The sequence below is a fragment of the Arthrobacter sp. B0490 genome (assembly GCF_002929355.1).
GTDB lineage: Bacteria > Actinomycetota > Actinomycetes > Actinomycetales > Micrococcaceae > Arthrobacter_D.
Genome location: NZ_PJIR01000102.1, coordinates 1 through 635 on the forward strand (window position 1 = coordinate 1; position 635 = coordinate 635).

Here is a 635-nt window from a genome sequence, read left to right on the forward strand (position 1 = left end):
GAAGAGGTGAAGCCGACCTGAAGCTCGCCGATCTCGCCCTGCTCGGCGCGCCGCACCACATCGACGGACTTGTCCACCTGGGCCAGCGTGCGCCGCGTCTCGTCGAGAAATAGCCGCCCAGCATCGGTCAGCGACACCCGACGGTTGGTCCGATCGAACAAGCGTACGCCCAGCTCCTGCTCCAGTGCTTGGATCTGCTGACTAAGCGGCGGCTGCGAGATGCGCAGCAGCTCGGCGGCACGGCCAAAGTGCAACTCCTCGGCTACTGCGACGAAATAGCGTAGATGTCGCAGCTCCATGAGCCCTCCAAACGATTCGTAAAACATATCATTTGGGTCGAATAATATATTGGATAGCTCAAATAAAGCTCCCTATCATTCGCCTCATAAACCTGATCAAATGCGCTCTCGCCCGCTTTTCAATCGATGAATGCAGGCGTTACGGGCGACCTTTGGTCGGAAAAATGTATTCCCTAGAGGCCATGATCTTGAACAGCACGCAGTGCGCCGCAGGCGCGCCGGCAGACACGAAAGACAGTCCCGCGCCATTCCTCTACACCGAAAAAGGTACTCCGCGCTTTACACGTACGGCGCTGGCATTGTTCGCCGCAGGCTTCGCCACTTTCGCCTTGCTTT

The 635-nt window shown here is 57.6% G+C and carries 1 protein-coding gene; it reads right to left on the minus strand.

All coding sequences use genetic code 11. The features are described 5' to 3' along the window. The coding region (locus tag CXQ97_RS20970) for a LysR family transcriptional regulator (RefSeq protein WP_146069745.1) at positions 1-299 on the minus strand (299 nt) is incomplete at its 3' end. Between the last annotated feature and the right edge of the window lie 336 nt (positions 300-635).